The organism is Micromonospora rhizosphaerae (assembly GCF_900091465.1).
GTDB classification, from domain to species: domain Bacteria; phylum Actinomycetota; class Actinomycetes; order Mycobacteriales; family Micromonosporaceae; genus Micromonospora; species Micromonospora rhizosphaerae.
Genome location: NZ_FMHV01000002.1, coordinates 3,238,319 through 3,253,110 on the forward strand (window position 1 = coordinate 3,238,319; position 14,792 = coordinate 3,253,110).

Here is a 14,792-nt window from a genome sequence, read left to right on the forward strand (position 1 = left end):
CGTGAAGAACCCGGCACCCCTCGCCGGCGCCGGCCGCGTGGCCGGGGCGGCCGCCCTCATCGCCGTACTCACCGTGGTCAGCCGGCTCGCCGGCTTCGGTCGTACCGCCGTCTTCACCTGGACGCTGGCGCAGACGGACCTCGGCGGCGCCTACGTGGTGGCGAACAACCTCCCGAACTTCATCTTCGAGATCGTCGCCGGCGGGGCGCTGGCCAGCCTGGTCGTACCGCTGCTGGCGGGTGCCGTGGAGGCCGGTGACCGGCGCGCGGTGGCCGCCACCGCGGGCGCGCTGCTGACCTGGACGCTCAGCCTGCTGGTGCCGCTGGCGCTGCTCGTGGGACTGCTCGCCGACCCGCTGATCGGGCTGCTCGGCCCCGGCCTCAGCGCCGAGCAGCAGCAGGCCGGCGTCCGGATGCTGCGGGTCTTCGCGCCGCAACTGCCGCTCTACGGCGTCGGCATCGTGCTCACCGGGGTCCTCCAGGCGCACCGGCGGTTCGCCTGGCCGGTCATCGCGCCGCTGCTCTCCAGCGTCACCGTCATCGCGGTGTACCTGGGCTTCACCGCCGCCGAGGGGCGGCTGGCCAGCGTCGGCGAGGTCAGCCGCGCCGGCGAGCTGCTGCTCTCCGGTGGCACCACGCTGGGCGTGGTGGTGCTCTCGCTCTGCCTGCTCGTCCCGCTGCGCCGGCTGGGGCTGCGGCTGCGGCCGGGCTACCGGTTCCCCGCCGACGCCCGGGCCCGGGTCGGCGCGCTGGCGGTCGCCGGCGTGGTGACCGTCACCGCGCAGCAGATCGCCCTCATCGTCAGCCTCAACCAGGTCACCTACGGCCCGGTCGCCAACCCGGGGGTCTACAACCTCGCGCAGACCATCTACTTCCTGCCGTGGGCGGTGCTGGCCGTGCCGCTGGCCGTGGCCGCGTACCCGACGCTGGCCGCCGCCCGCGCGGCCGGGGACGAGCGCACGTACCGGGAGACCCTCGCCCCGGCGGTCCGCGGCGTGGTCCTGTTCAGCCTGTTGGGCGCCGCCGCCCTGATCGGCACCGCAGTTCCGGTGGGGCACTTCTTCTTCGAACCGGCGGCGGCCTCGACGGCGGCCGCCGCGATCGCCGGGTTCGCGCCCGGCCTGCTCGGCTACGGCCTCTTCGCCGTGCTCACCCGGGCCCTCTACGCCCGTGGCGAGACCCGGACGGCGACTCTCGCCACGGCGGTCGGCTGGCTGACCGTACCGGTGGCGGCGGTGCTCCTCGGGCACCTCCTGCCGCTGGCCGACCGGGTACTCGCGGTGACCCTCGCCACCTCCGTCGGCATGCTGCTCCTCGGCGCCCTGCTGATCGCGGCGGTGGTCCGGTCGGCCGGTCGCGCGGTACTGTCCGGCATTGGCCGGGCCACGGCGGCCGGTCTGCTCGCCGGCGCGCTCGCCGGGCTCGGCGGGGCCGCCACCTCCCGCTGGCTCGCCGGGCTGGGCGACGGGACCCCGACGACATCCGAGGCGCTCGTTCAGGGCATGCTGTCCGGGGTCGTGGTCGGCGCCCTGTTCATCGCCGTCGCCTGGCTGATCGACGAACGGGACGTGCGGCCGCTGCTCACCGCCGTGCTCCGCCGGGTGGGAGGCCGACGACGCCCGCCGACCGGTGCCGGCGGCACGCAGCAGGACCAGATTCCCCCGGACCGGGGTGACGGGAAGGAGACGGTTTCCCCATGACCGACGCGACGTCGGCATCCCGCTGGCCCGGCTCCGTCGCCCTGGTGCTCGCCTCCAGCACCGGCGGGGTGGGGCAGCATATCCGCTCGGTGGCCCGGGGCCTGACCGCGGCCGGTGCCTCCGTGCTGGTCTGCGGCCCGGCCGCCACCCAGGACCAGTTCGACTTCACCGCGGTCGGCGCCCGGTTCGCGGCGGTGGAGATCCCGGCCAGTCCGACCCCGGCCGACGCGCGGGCCGTCGCCGCGCTGCGCCGGGCCCTCGCCGACACACCCGTCCAGGTCGTCCACGCGCACGGGCTGCGGGCCGGTCTGGTCGCCGTCCTCGCCCGCCCGGCCGCCCCGCTGGTGGTCACCTGGCACAACGCCGTGCTCGCCGGCGGCCTGCGCGGCCAGCTCTCCCGGCTCGCCGAGCGGGCCGTGGCGCGCTCCGCCCGGGTGGCGCTGGGCGCCTCCGCCGACCTGGTCGAGCGGGCCGCCGCGCTCGGCGCGACCGACGCCCGGCTGGCCCCGGTCGCCGCGCCCGCCCTGCCCGCGCCGCGCCGCCGCCGGGCCGCCGTCCGCGCCGAGTTCGGCGTGTCCCCCGACCGGCCGCTGATCCTCTCGGTGGGTCGACTGCACCCGCAGAAGCGGTACGACGTGCTGGTCGACGCCGCCGCCCGGTGGCGTACCCGGAACCCGGCGCCCGCTGTGGTGATCGCCGGCAGCGGCCCCGCGTACCTCCAGCTCGCCGCCCGGATCTCGGCCGCCCGGGCGCCGGTGACCCTGCTCGGGCATCGCACCGACGTGGCCGACCTGCTCGCCGGCGCCGACCTGGCGGTGGTCACCAGCGACTGGGAGGCGCGTCAACTCTTCGCCCAGGAGGCGCTGCGCGCCGGCGTACCCCTGGTGGCGACCGCGGTGGGCGGCCTGCCGGAGCTGGTCGGCGACGCGGCGGTGCTGGTCCCGGCCGGCGACGTCGACGCGGTGGACAGCGCGGTACGCGAGCTGCTCGACGATGAGGCCCGCCGGGCCGAGCTGGCGCGCCGGGGCGCCGGCCGGGCCGCGACCTGGCCCACCGAGGCGGACACCGTCGCCGCGCTGGTCGCCGTCTACGCCGAGCTGGCCCCGGCCGCCCCCGGTACCGCCGCGACCGACCCGTCGACGGGACGCCGGTGATGCTCCGCAGACTGGCCCCGGTCCTGCTGACCCTGATGGTGGTGGCCCTCGGCATCACCGCCCTGGCCCCTCGTCCGGACAACGGCACGCCCGGCCGCACCGCCGACTTCGTGGTGCTGGCCGGAGTCGCCGGGCTGCGCTGGGACGACGTGGGCCCGGAGACCACCCCGACCCTGTGGCGGATGGCCGAGCAGGGGTCGATCGGCTCGCTCTCGGTGCGCTCCGCGCACCGCCCCACCTGCCCGGTCGACGGCTGGCTCACCCTCGGCGCGGGCAACTTCGCCGCCTGGAACGGCAGCCGGCAGCAGGGTGGCTGCCCGCCGGCCGGGGTGAGCGTGGAGCAGCCGGACGGCATCGGGGCCAACCTGCCCGGCCAGGAGAGCGTCGTCCAGTACAACCAGGAGCGGCTCTCCTGGGGCGCCATGCCCGGCTCGCTGTCGGAGTCGGTCCGCTGCTCAGTGGCGGTCGGGCCGGGCGCGGCGGTGGCCGCCGCCCGCCCCTTCGGCCGGGTCGACCGCTACGCGCCGGTGCTGCCCGCCGACCCGGCGCCGCTGCTCGGCTCCTGCGTGTTGAGCATCGTCGACCTGGGCAGCGTCGACGGCGAGGACCCGGCCTCCCGGGCGGCGCAGGCCCGGCAGGCCGACGCGCAGCTGGCCCGGGTGCTCGCCGCCCGCCCACCCCGCTCCCTGGTCATGGTCGCCGGCGTCTCCGACACCGACCTGCCGTCCCGGCTGCACGTGGCGGTCGCCGACGGTCCCGGCTGGGAGGGGGGCTGGCTGACCTCGCCGAGCACCGCCCGGGAGGGGTACCTCCAACTGGTCGACCTGGCCCCGACCGCGCTGGCCGCGCTCGGCCGGCCGATGCCCGAGCGGCTCTTCCTCGGCCGTCCCGCCGTCTCGGTCGGCGATCGCCCGGCGGACCTGCGCGCCGCCATCGACCAGCCGGCCGACGCCGACCGGGAGGCCGGCGCCCAGCGCCGGGTGGCGGGCTGGTTCTTCGCCCTGCTCGCCGCCGCCCAGGTGGCGCTCGCGGTCGGCGTGCTTCCGCTGCTGCGGCGGGCCCGCCGGCATGCCGGCCCGCATGGTCCGGAGCCGGTCTCCCGGCGGGTGGTGGCGGCCGTCGAGCTGCTGCTGATCGCCGCCGCGCTGGCCGTGCCGGCCGCCCTGCTCGCCGACGCGGCGCCCTGGTGGCGGGGCGAGCACGCCGGCTGGTGGTTCGGCGTGGTGACCGCGCTGCTGGTGGTGGGCGGGACGGCGGCGGTGCGGTTCTCCCCCCGGCACGACAGCACCCTCGGCCCGCTCGGCGCGGTCGCCGGCCTGGCCGCCCTGGTGGTCGGCGTGGACGTGCTCACCGGGTCCCGGTTGCAGCTCAACGGCGTGGTCGGCTACTCCGCGCTGGAGGGCGGCCGGTACGCCGGGTTGGGCACGGTCGGGCTCGGGGTGTTCATCGCCGGTTCGTTGCTCGGCGCGGGCTGGCTGGCCCAGCGGGTCCGCCGGACCTGGCGCCCGATGGTGATGGTGGCGGTCGGTGGCACCGCCGTGGTGATCGTCGGCAGCCCCTACCTTGGGTCCGACTCGATCGGCGCGATCGCGTTGACCGCCGGGGTGAGCGTCGCCGCGGCGATCAGCACCGGCGGCTGGCTGACCCTCAGCCGGCTGGCCTGGGCGACCATGGCGGGGCTGGCGGTGACCATCGGCTTCGCGGTGGTGGACCTGCGTCGCCCGGCGACCGAGCGGGCCAGCCTGGGCCGGTTCCTGGCCGCCCTCGGCGACGGCACCGGCGGCCTCACCGTGCACCGGTCCAGCACGGCGAACGTGGAGACCCTGGTCAACAGCCCGCTGACCATCCTGGCCCTGGCGGGCGCGGCGCTGGTCTGGTTCGCCCTGCTGCAGCCCTGGGGCGGCCTGATGCGGCTGTTCGGCATCTACCCCGCGGTCCGTGCGGCAATGGCGGGCACCGCGGTGGCCGCCGGCATCGGCGGGGTGCTGGGCGGCTCGGCGCTGGACGTGGCCGGGGCGGCGGGTGCGCTGGTGGTGCCGATGGCGGCGCTGGCCTCGCTGCGGGTGCTCGACCACTCCACGGACCGGACGCTGCCCGGCGCGGGCCGGCCGGGCGAGGAGGGACCGGGGGGCACGGCGGGCGGCCCGGACGACGGCGGCGCCCCGGACGGCGGCCGCGCCCCGGACGGCGGCCGCGCGCCGGGGGAGCGGCGGGCCGTGGAGTCGGACGGGGTCGCCGCCGAGCCGGCGCGACCGGGCGGGCCCACGGATGCCGCGGGAGCCCGGTCGGGGGTCGCGGCGGCGGACCGTGCCGGCGGCGAGAACTCCGGTCCGTCCCCCCGCGCGGGTCGTACGGTCACCGTGCCCGCTCAGCCCGGGCCGGCATCGACCGAGGCCACCTCCACCTGACCCGCACCCGGCACGACGTGCGCCGACGGCGGGTGCGACGCCGGTACGGGGCGGGAAACGTGTTACCGTGGAGTCCCGTGGATCGCGTGATCAGTTGGCTGATCGGCACGGCGGTTCGCACGACCGCTACGGACGACACGGGAGCAGGCGTTGGCCCCTTCAGCACGGACGACCAGGCACATTTTCGTCACCGGGGGCGTCGCCTCCTCGCTGGGTAAGGGCCTCACCGCCTCCAGCCTCGGCAATCTGCTGACCGCGCGCGGGCTGCGCGTGGTGATGCAGAAGCTCGACCCCTACCTCAACGTCGACCCGGGGACGATGAACCCCTTCCAGCACGGCGAGGTCTTCGTCACCGAGGACGGCGCCGAGACCGACCTCGACGTCGGGCACTACGAGCGGTTCCTCGACCGGGCCCTCTCCGGCAAGGCGAACGTCACCACCGGGCAGATCTACTCGGACGTCATCGCCAAGGAGCGGCGCGGCGAGTACCTGGGCGACACGGTCCAGGTCATCCCGCACATCACCAACGAGATCAAGTCCCGGATCCTCGGCATGGCCGACCCGGACGCCGACGGCCAGGTGCCGGACGTGGTGATCACCGAGGTGGGCGGCACCGTCGGCGACATCGAGTCGCTGCCGTTCCTGGAGGCGATCCGCCAGGTCCGCCACGACCTGGGCCGGGACAACTGCTTCTACCTGCACGTCTCGCTGGTGCCCTACCTGGCGCCGTCGGGCGAGCTGAAGACCAAGCCCACCCAGCACTCGGTGGCCCAGCTGCGCAGCATCGGTATCCAGCCGGACGCGATCGTCTGCCGCTCCGACCGGGACATCCCGGAGAAGCTCAAGCGCAAGGTCTCGCTCTACTGCGACGTCGACGCCGAGGCCGTCGTCGCCGCCCCGGACGCGCCGAGCATCTACGACATCCCGAAGGTGCTGCACCGCGAGGGACTGGACGCGTACGTGGTGCGCCGACTCGGCCTCTCCTTCCGCGACGTCGACTGGACCCGCTGGGACGACCTGCTCGACCGGGTGCACCAGCCGCAGCACACGGTCACCGTCGCGCTGGTCGGCAAGTACGTCGACCTGCCCGATGCGTACCTGTCGGTCAGCGAGGCGATCCGGGCCGCCGGCTTCGGCCACCGGGCCCGGGTGCAGCTGCGCTGGGTGCCGAGCGACGACTGCGTCACCCCGGCCGGCGCGGCGGCCGCCCTGGCCGGCGTGGACGGCATCGTCATCCCTGGCGGCTTCGGCGTGCGCGGCATCGAGGGCAAGATCGGCACCGCCCGGTACGCCCGGGAGAACGGCATCCCGCTGCTCGGCCTCTGCCTCGGCCTGCAGTGCATGACCATCGAGGTGGCCCGCCACCTGGCCGGCCTCGACGGCGCGAACTCGCTGGAGTTCGACGAGGAGGCCAAGCACCCGGTCATCGCCACCATGGCCGACCAGGAGGACATCGTCGCCGGCAAGGGCGACCTGGGCGGCACCATGCGGCTCGGGGCGTACCCGGCGAAGCTGGCCGAGGGCTCGCTCGTCGCCGAGGCGTACGGCAGCACCGAGGTCAGCGAGCGGCACCGGCACCGGTACGAGGTGAACAACGCCTACCGGGACCAGCTCACCAAGGCCGGGCTGCACATCTCCGGCACCTCGCCGGACGGCCGGCTGGTCGAGTTCATCGAGCTGGACCGGGACCTGCACCCGTTCTTCGTGGCCACCCAGGCGCACCCCGAGCTGAAGAGCCGGCCGACCCGGCCGCACCCGCTCTTCGCCGGGTTCGTGAAGGCGGCGATCGCGTACTCCCAGGCCGACCAGCTCCCGGTCGACCTGGACGCCGCACCGCCGGAGGCCGCGGCCGCGAAGGCGAGCCGCAACGGTGGCGCCCGCGCGGCGAAGGCGGCGTCCGCGTCGTGAGCGAGCGGAGCGAGCGAGCCATCGGGCTCAGTAGCGCGGCGCCTCGCGCCGCCGTGGAGCGGAGCGAGGCGGCGGTGTGAGCGAGCGGAGCGAGCGAGCCATCGGGCTCAGTAGCGCGGCGCCTCGCGCCGCCGTGGAGCGGAGCGAGGCGGCGTCGTGAGCGCCGTCGAGCACCGCTACGAGGTGACCGACCGGCGGGAGATCTGGAGCGGCCGGATCTTCTCCGTGGTCAGCGATGAGGTGACCATGCCGGGCGGTGGCACCGCCCGGCGCGAGTACGTCAAGCACGTCGGCGCGGTGGCCGTGGTGGCGCTGGACGACGCCGGCCAGGTGGTGCTGATCCGGCAGTACCGGCACCCCGTCGGCCGGCACCTCTGGGAGCTGCCCGCCGGCCTGATCGACGTCAGCGGTGAGGACCTGGCCGCCGCGGCGGCCCGGGAGCTGGCCGAGGAGGCCGACCTGACCGCCGGCGCCATCGACGTCCTGGTCGACCTGCACAGCTCGCCCGGCTTCTCCGACGAGCTGGTGCGGGTCTTCCTGGCCCGGGACCTGGCCGACGTGCCGGCGGAGCAGCGGCACGAACGCCGCGACGAGGAGGCCGACCTCCAGGTCGTCCGGGTCGACCTGGACGAGGCCGTCGGGATGGTGCTGGCCGGGGAGATCACCAACGCCTCCTGCGTGGCCGGGCTGCTCGCCGCCGCCCGGGCCCGGGACACCGGCTGGTCGGTGCTGCGCCGGCCGGACGCGCCGCTGCCAGGCTGAGCGGAAGCACGACGAACAAGGGGCCGCGCGGTGACACCGCGCGGCCCCTGGCCTTCTGGAGGATCAGTCGCGCAGCGGGCGCCCCTGACCGTCGACGCCACCGTTGACCAGGATCAGGATGCCGTCGATCAGGCCCCAGATGCTGCCGAGGCCGCAGGTCACCAGCGTCACCACGAGCTGGATCACGCCGGTCTTGGTGTCGCCCATGTAGAACCGGCCGACGCCGAAGCCGCCGAGCAGGATCTGCAGGATGCCCGCGACGACCTTGCTCTTGTCCGAGACGCCCTGCGGGTACTGCGAGTAAGGAGGAGTGGTCATGGTGCGACACAATAGTGATCGACTGCCATCCTGTCGGCAGCGTGGCCCCGGCGGTGGGACGATTAAGCGAGAACACTGTCCTGACGGCTGAGGCGGTCTCCACCGCCGGCCCGGTTGATGCCTGACACTTCGTCAGCACGACCCGCCACCGGATGTCACTGTGTTGGCCCCCGGGAAGCGCCCACGCGCCTAGACTGCCGCCGGCGGGACCGGTGGACCGCGCCGGCAAAGGGGCCGTCGCGGCGCCGAGCAGTCGGGGGCAAGCAGCCCCGAAGAGAGGTGTCTGCATCGTGAAGGTCGGAATCCCACGCGAGGTCAAGAACCACGAGTACCGCGTGGCGATCACACCGGCGGGCGTCAACGAGTTCACCCGCCACGGCCACGAGGTCTTCGTCGAGTCCGGCGCCGGAGTCGGTTCCAGCATCAGCGACGATGAGTTCGCGGCGGCCGGCGCCAAGATCCTGTCCACCGCCGACGAGGTGTGGGACGCCGCCGAGCTGGTGCTCAAGGTCAAGGAGCCGATCGCCGAGGAGTACCACCGGATGCGTGCGGGGCAGGTGCTCTTCACCTACCTGCACCTGGCCGCCTCGAAGGAGTGCACCGACGCGCTTCTCGACCGCAAGGTCACCGGCATCGCGTACGAGACCGTCGAGCTGCCGGACCGGTCGCTGCCGCTGCTGGCGCCGATGTCCGAGGTGGCCGGCCGGCTCGCCCCGCAGGTCGGCGCGTTCTACCTGATGCGCACCGGCGGTGGCCGGGGCGTGCTGCCGGGCGGCGTCTCCGGCGTCTACGCGGCCAAGACGGTGGTCATCGGCGCTGGCGTCTCCGGCATGAACGCCGCCGCCATCGCGCTCGGCCTGCAGTCCGAGGTGCTGCTGCTGGACAAGAACATCAACCGGCTGCGCCAGGCCGACGCCATCTACCGTGGCCACCTGCAGACGGTCGCCTCCAACGCGTACGAGATCGAGAAGGCCGTGCTCGACGCGGACCTGGTGATCGGCGCGGTGCTGGTGCCGGGTGCGAAGGCTCCGAAGCTGGTCTCCAACGAGCTGGTCTCCCGGATGAAGCCGGGCAGCGTGCTGGTCGACATCGCCATCGACCAGGGCGGCTGCTTCGAGGACTCGCGTCCCACCACGCACGCCGACCCGGTCTACAAGGTGCACGAGTCGATTTTCTACTGCGTGGCGAACATGCCGGGCGCGGTGCCCAACACCAGCACGCATGCGCTGACCAACGTCACCCTGCCGTACGCCCTGGAGCTGGCCAACCACGGCTGGCGCGAGGCGCTGCGCCGTGACCCGGCGCTGGCGCTGGGCCTGAACACCCACGACGGCCAGGTCGTCTACGGCCCGGTCGCCGAGGCGCACGGCATGAGCAGCCTGCCGCTGGCCGACGTGCTGGCCTGAAGGGCAACGGGCTGACCGGAACACCGGCCGGGGCCGGCACGGGCGCGGAGCCCGCGCCGGCCCTGCGCCGTGCCGTCCGCGGCTACCTCGACCACCTCACCGTCGAGCGTGGACTGGCGGCGAACACGCTCTCGTCGTACCGCCGGGACCTGGACCGCTACCTCGCCACCCTGGCCGCGGCCGGGGTGGCCGACCTGGCCGCCGTCGGCGCCGCCGAGGTCGAGGCCCACCTGGCCCGGCTGCGCGCCGGGGACGACGCCCACCCGCCGCTCGCGGTCTCGTCGGCGGCGCGGGCCGCCAGCGCGGTGCGCGGCCTGCACCGCTTCGCGCTGCGCGAGGGGATGGCCGCCGCCGACCCCAGCCGGGACGTCCGCCCGCCCACACCGCCGCGCCGGCTGCCCCGGGCGCTGCCGGTCGACGACGTGGTCCGGCTGCTGGAGACCGCCGGCGCGGTCACCGCCACCGGCGACCAGGCGCCCCTCGCGCTCCGCGACCGGGCGCTGCTGGAGTTCCTGTACGGCACCGGGGCGCGCATCTCCGAGGCGGTCGGCGCCGTCGTGGACGACCTGGACACCGACGAGGGCACGGTGCTGCTGCGCGGCAAGGGCGGCCGCACCCGGCTGGTCCCGATCGGCGGGTACGCGGTCGAGGCGCTGCGTGCCTGGTTGGTCCGCGGTCGCCCGGCGTTGGTGGCCGCCGGCCGCGGCACCCCGGCGATCTTCGTCAACGCCCGCGGCGGCGCGCTGTCCCGACAGGGCGCCTGGACCATCCTGCGCCGGGCCGCCGAGCGGGCCGGCCTGCCGGTGGACGGGCCCGGCGCGGTGTCCCCGCACACCCTGCGGCACTCGTACGCCACCCACCTGCTCGACGGCGGCGCCGACGTCCGGGTGGTGCAGGAACTGCTCGGGCACGCCTCGGTGACCACCACCCAGGTCTACACGTTGGTCACCGTGGAACGGCTGCGCGAGGTGTACGCCACCGCCCACCCGCGCGCCCGCGGCTGACCTGTCGCAGGGACGGCCGACACGCCGACCGGCTACCGAACGCGCTGCTGGTCGGTGGCGTACAGTCGGCATCGGCGCGGACCTGGCGGGGCGACGCACCGGGTGCGCAGCGGCGCCGCGAGGGACGTCGGACGGCTCCGACGCCGGGTGGTCGTCGGGAGGGGGCAACGAGGACATGGCAGGCAACGAGGACCGTGCCGAGACCTGGACGTCGGAGCTCCGTGAGCAGCAGGCGACGCTCGGCACGGATCTCGGCCCGGCCGATCCCGCGGCGTACACCATGCGCAAGCCCATCCCGGAGCCGATGCCGACCGACCGGCACGGGCCGGCCCGGATCATCGCGATGGCCAACCAGAAGGGTGGCGTCGGCAAGACCACGACCACCATCAACCTGGGTGCCGCGCTCGCCGAGTACGGCCGCAAGGTGCTGCTGGTCGACTTCGACCCGCAGGGCGCCCTCTCGGTCGGGCTGGGGGTCAACCCGCACAACCTCGACCTGTCGGTCTACAACCTGCTCATGCAGGACGACATCACCGCCGAGGACGTCCTGATCAAGACCGACGTGGCCGGGCTGCACCTGCTGCCGGCCAACATCGACCTCTCCGCCGCCGAGATTCAGCTGGTCAACGAGGTCGCCCGCGAGATGGCGCTCGCGCGGGTGCTGCGCAGCATCCGCAAGGAGTACGACTTCATCCTGATCGACTGCCAGCCCTCGCTCGGCCTGCTGGCGATCAACGCGCTGACCGTCGCGCACGGCGTGCTCATCCCGCTGGAGTGCGAGTTCTTCAGCCTGCGCGGAGTGGCGCTGCTGCTCGACACCATCGACAAGGTCCGCGAGCGGCTCAACTTCGACCTCGAGCTCGAGGGCATCCTCGCCACCATGTACGACAGCCGGACCACCCACTGCCGGCAGGTGCTCCAGCGGGTGGTGGAGGCCTTCGGCGACAAGGTCTACCAGACGGTCATCACCAAGACGGTGAAGTTCCCCGAGTCGACCGTCGCCGGCGCCCCGATCACCTCGCTCGACCCGGCCTCCTCCGGCGCGCGCAACTACCGGCAGCTGGCCCGTGAGGTGATCGCCGCACAGGCGGAGCGGTAGACCCGGTGCACCAGCTCGCCGGCCCGCCGGGCCCGTCCACTACTGTCGTCAGGTGACCGCACCGCCCCTCGACCCACCCGCCGCGCCACACGGGGCCGCCGAGCCGGCGGTCGCCGCCGAGCCGGCCGCGGAGGTCGACGGCGTCGTGCCGGTCGCCCCGACCGAGGAGACGAGCGGCTTCACCGTCCGGCTGGACAACTTCACCGGCCCGTTCGACCTGCTGCTGCAGCTGATCGGCAAGCACAAGCTCGATGTCACCGAGGTGGCCTTGCACCGGGTCACCGACGAGTTCATCGCGTACATCCGGGCGATGGGCGACCAGTGGGACCTGGACGAGGCGAGCGAGTTCCTGCTGATCGCCGCCACCCTGCTCGACCTCAAGGCGGCCCGGCTGCTGCCCGCCGCCGAGGTGGAGGACGAGGAGGACCTCGCCCTGCTGGAGGCGCGCGACCTGCTCTTCGCCCGGCTGCTGCAGTACAAGGCGTTCAAGGAAGCGGCGGCGCACATCGCCGAGCTGGAGGCGGTCGGTGGGCGTCGCCATCCCCGGGCGGTCACCCTCGAACCCCGGTACGCCGAGGCGTTGCCGGACCTGGTGCTCGGCATCGGTCCGGAGCGGCTGCTCAAGTTGGCGATCAAGGCGATGACCCCGAAGCCGACGCCCGAGGTCTCGATCGCCCACGTGCACATGGTCCGGGTCAGCGTCCGGGAGCACGCCGCGATCCTCACCGACCGGCTGCGCCGCGCCGGGACGGCCACCTTCTCGCTGCTCTGCGCCGACTGCGAGATCACCCTGGAGGTGGTGGCCCGCTTCCTGGCCCTGCTGGAGCTTTACCGGGAGGGCCTGGTCGCCTTCGTCCAGGAGCAGGCCCTCGAGGAGTTGACCGTCCGCTGGACCGGACCCGCCGAGGGCGACACCGACCTGCACATCGACGAGTACTCCGGCTCCCCGGAGCCGGCGGCGCCGGCTCAGTCGGCATCGGCGGAGCCGGCGGCGGCCGAGGCGGCACGGTCCACGCCGGCGGCGGCAGTGGCGGCGCCGGCCGAGTTGGGCGGGGCCGACGGCGGTGACGCCGCCAGCGCGTCGGGGCCGGGGGCGGGCGGCGGCGACACGGGAACGACGGAGGAGTGAGCGCGATGAGCAACGAGGAGCGCCGGGATTCCCTGGCCGACCAGGCCGCCGCGTGGGTCCCCCCGTGGGAACGCCCCGCTCCCGCCGGCGAGCCGGCGGACCCCTCGGATCTTGGCGCCGAGCGGTCCCTGGAGGGGGCCGACCCTGCCGAGATCCCAGCCGCCTCGGCCTTCGACGCCGCTCCTGCTGCCATGCGGCCGGTGGAAGTGTCGGGAGCGATCCCGGAGCAGCCCGCGGAGAGCCCGGTATCGGCGCCTGCGCAGATGGAGAGCGTGGCACCGGCACCGGTGCCGGGGGAGAGGACGGAACCGGCGGCCGCGCCGGCGGCGAGTGCGGAACCGGCGGGGCCGCCGGGTGACAGCGCGGAGCCGGCGGCTGGGCCGGGCGAGGGCGCGGAGCCGGCGGCTGGGCCGGGTGACGGCGCGGAGCCGGCGGCTGGGCCGGGTGACGGCGCGGAGTCGGCGGCTACGCCGGGGGAGAGCCTGGCCGACGCCGCGCCGGCGGGAGAGGGCGCGGCTGCGGGCGTACCCTCGCGGCAGCCGGCGGGGCGGCGGCGGGCGACGCCCGCCCCCGAGCCGGCGCCGGAGCTGGACGACGCCGAGCTGCGCGGCGCGCTCGAGGCGATCCTGCTGGTGGTGGACGAGCCGGTCAGCGAGCTGACCCTCGCCCAGGTGCTGGAGCAGCCGGCCGAGCGGATCGGTCCGATGCTGGACGAGATCGCAGCCGGCTACACCGCCGCCGGGCACGGCTTCGAACTGCGCCGGGCGGCGGGCGGCTGGCGGCTCTACACCCGGCCGGAATACGCCAGCTACGTGGAACGGTTCGTGCTGGACGGGCAGTCGGTACGGCTGACCCAGGCCGCGCTGGAGACGCTCGCGGTGGTCGCCTACAAGCAGCCGGTCACCCGATCGCGGATCTCCGCCATCCGCGGCGTCAACTGCGACGGCGTGATCCGTACCCTGGTCTCCCGCGGCCTGGTCGAGGAGTGCGGCACCGAACCGGACAGTGGGGCGTTCCTCTACCGGACGACCACGATGTTCCTGGAGAAGCTCGGGCTGAACTCGGTGGACGACCTGCCGCCGCTCGCCCCGTTCCTCCCCGACGATGTGGAAGACCTTGCCGATGCCACGCGATGACAGCACCGTTCGTTCCGAGACGCCGGGCGGTGAGCGCCTGCAGAAGGTGATGGCCGCCGCCGGCCTGGGCTCCCGTCGTGCCTGCGAGGACCTGATCTTCCGGCGGCGGGTCACGGTCAACGGGCGGGTGGCGCAGCTCGGCGACCGGGTGGACCCGGCCACCGCCGTCATCCACGTCGACGGCGAACGGCTGGTCGTCGACACCCGGCTGGTCTACCTGGCCATGAACAAGCCCCGCGGCGTCGTATCCACCATGGCGGACGAGAAAGGGCGCACCGCGCTGGCCGACCTGCTCGGTAGCCGGGTCGAGCAGCGGGTCTACCACGTCGGGCGGCTCGACGCGGACAGCGAGGGGCTGCTGCTGCTCACCAACGACGGCAACCTGGCCCACCGGCTGATGCACCCCTCGTACGGGGTGCTGAAGACCTACCTCTGCGAGGTGGCCGGGCCGATCCCGCGCAATCTCGGCAAGCGGCTGATGGCCGGTGTCGAGCTGGAGGACGGCCCGGTGAAGGTCGACTCCTTCAAGGTGGTGGACACGCTGGGCAAGACCGCCCAGGTGGAGGTGACGCTGCACGAGGGGCGCAAGCACATCGTCCGGCGACTGCTGGCCGAGGTGGGGCACCCGGTGTCCCGGCTGGTGCGTACCTCGATCGGGCCGATCCGGCTGGGCGACCTGCGCTCCGGGCGGACCCGACGGCTGACCAACGCGGAGGTCGCCGCCCTGTTCAAGGCCGTGGGGGACTGACCCGGGTCGTACCGGGTACCG

At 74.6% G+C, this 14,792-nt stretch carries 12 protein-coding genes; 11 read left to right on the top strand and 1 reads right to left on the bottom strand.

Annotation, left to right across the window (positions count from 1 at the left end; translation table 11 throughout):
- Position 1: 1 nt before the first annotated feature.
- From murJ to GA0070624_RS15565, 5 genes are all read left to right on the top strand, one after another.
- On the top strand, positions 2-1,699 hold the full coding sequence (murJ, locus tag GA0070624_RS15545; RefSeq protein ID WP_091341760.1) for a murein biosynthesis integral membrane protein MurJ: 1,698 nt from the start codon (positions 2-4) through the stop codon (positions 1,697-1,699).
- A complete protein-coding gene (locus GA0070624_RS15550; protein WP_091341762.1) occupies positions 1,696-2,853 on the top strand; it encodes a glycosyltransferase family 4 protein in 1,158 nt (385 codons plus the stop codon). Before murJ ends, GA0070624_RS15550 begins: the two co-directional genes overlap by 4 nt.
- A complete protein-coding gene (locus GA0070624_RS15555) occupies positions 2,853-5,261 on the top strand; it encodes a hypothetical protein (protein ID WP_091341764.1) in 2,409 nt (802 codons plus the stop codon). The genes GA0070624_RS15550 and GA0070624_RS15555 overlap by 1 nt, the downstream gene beginning before the upstream one ends.
- Positions 5,262-5,411: 150 nt before the next feature.
- On the top strand, positions 5,412-7,169 hold the full coding sequence (locus GA0070624_RS15560) for a CTP synthase (protein WP_091341766.1): 1,758 nt from the start codon (positions 5,412-5,414) through the stop codon (positions 7,167-7,169).
- Positions 7,170-7,325: 156 nt separating this feature from the next.
- A complete protein-coding gene (locus GA0070624_RS15565; RefSeq protein ID WP_091341768.1) occupies positions 7,326-7,931 on the top strand; it encodes an NUDIX domain-containing protein in 606 nt (201 codons plus the stop codon).
- A gap of 63 nt (positions 7,932-7,994) precedes the next feature.
- On the opposite strand, the gene GA0070624_RS15570 is transcribed toward GA0070624_RS15565, so the two are convergent.
- On the bottom strand, positions 7,995-8,249 hold the full coding sequence (locus GA0070624_RS15570) for a TM2 domain-containing protein (RefSeq protein WP_091341770.1): 255 nt from the start codon (positions 8,247-8,249) through the stop codon (positions 7,995-7,997).
- A gap of 290 nt (positions 8,250-8,539) precedes the next feature.
- Here GA0070624_RS15570 and ald point away from each other — a divergent pair, with 290 nt between their 5' ends.
- From ald to GA0070624_RS15600, 6 genes are all read left to right on the top strand, one after another.
- Entirely contained in the window at positions 8,540-9,655 is a 1,116-nt protein-coding gene (ald, locus tag GA0070624_RS15575; RefSeq protein ID WP_091341772.1) for an alanine dehydrogenase, read from the top strand.
- A gap of 11 nt (positions 9,656-9,666) precedes the next feature.
- Positions 9,667-10,659: a site-specific tyrosine recombinase XerD gene (locus tag GA0070624_RS15580; protein WP_091341774.1), complete on the top strand. Its 993-nt coding sequence runs from the start codon at positions 9,667-9,669 to the stop codon at positions 10,657-10,659.
- 175 nt (positions 10,660-10,834) lie between these two features.
- On the top strand, positions 10,835-11,758 hold the full coding sequence (locus tag GA0070624_RS15585; RefSeq protein WP_091341776.1) for a ParA family protein: 924 nt from the start codon (positions 10,835-10,837) through the stop codon (positions 11,756-11,758).
- A 52-nt stretch (positions 11,759-11,810) separates the two neighbouring features.
- Positions 11,811-12,887, top strand: a complete 1,077-nt coding sequence (locus GA0070624_RS15590) for a segregation and condensation protein A (RefSeq protein WP_091341779.1) — start codon at positions 11,811-11,813, stop codon at positions 12,885-12,887.
- A 263-nt stretch (positions 12,888-13,150) separates the two neighbouring features.
- A complete protein-coding gene (gene scpB / locus GA0070624_RS15595) occupies positions 13,151-14,023 on the top strand; it encodes an SMC-Scp complex subunit ScpB (RefSeq protein ID WP_091348907.1) in 873 nt (290 codons plus the stop codon).
- Positions 14,010-14,771, top strand: coding sequence for a pseudouridine synthase (locus tag GA0070624_RS15600; protein WP_091341781.1), 762 nt, complete (start codon positions 14,010-14,012; stop codon positions 14,769-14,771). The genes scpB and GA0070624_RS15600 overlap by 14 nt, the downstream gene beginning before the upstream one ends.
- The last annotated feature ends 21 nt before the right edge of the window (positions 14,772-14,792 follow it).